1 pseudogene is annotated in these 374 nt (G+C 72.2%); it reads left to right on the top strand.

The annotated features are described in order from the left end of the window. Positions 1-168: 168 nt before the first annotated feature. Positions 169-374: pseudogene (locus CH341_RS31985) on the top strand (hypothetical protein); the annotation flags it as partial.

The following is a 374-nucleotide window of genomic DNA, read 5'->3' as shown; positions in this document are numbered from 1 at the left end:
TCTGACCGGATCGTCCCGGCCGCGATGGCCGGGACCGCGACCGCAACCGTAAAACGACACAATTGGACTGCTCTGTTTGACGTGAAACTGGCCTCGTTCGATCCGCGGTTGCGGCGGGATCGGATCGAGGCCGTCCCAGGTCACCGCGTGCCGACACGGATCGAGATCATGAGCCACACGTCCCGCGTTCTCTCGCTCGCCTTCGCCGGAGCTCTGGCCGCCGCGCTCGCGAGCCCGGCCGCCGCGCTGTCGAACGATCCGTCCGAGCCGTCGGCGGCCCGTCTCGACCCGATCGTCCAGGCGCAGGCGCCGTCCGTCCCGGACGCGCCGCCGGCGCCCTCGGCCGGCACGCCGAGCGCCAGCGAGCCCGCAGC

Origin of the sequence: Rhodoplanes roseus, from assembly GCF_003258865.1 — a bacterium.
In the GTDB taxonomy this organism is placed as follows: Bacteria; Pseudomonadota; Alphaproteobacteria; order Rhizobiales; family Xanthobacteraceae; genus Rhodoplanes; species Rhodoplanes roseus.
This window is presented reverse-complemented; position numbering and strand designations above follow the sequence as displayed.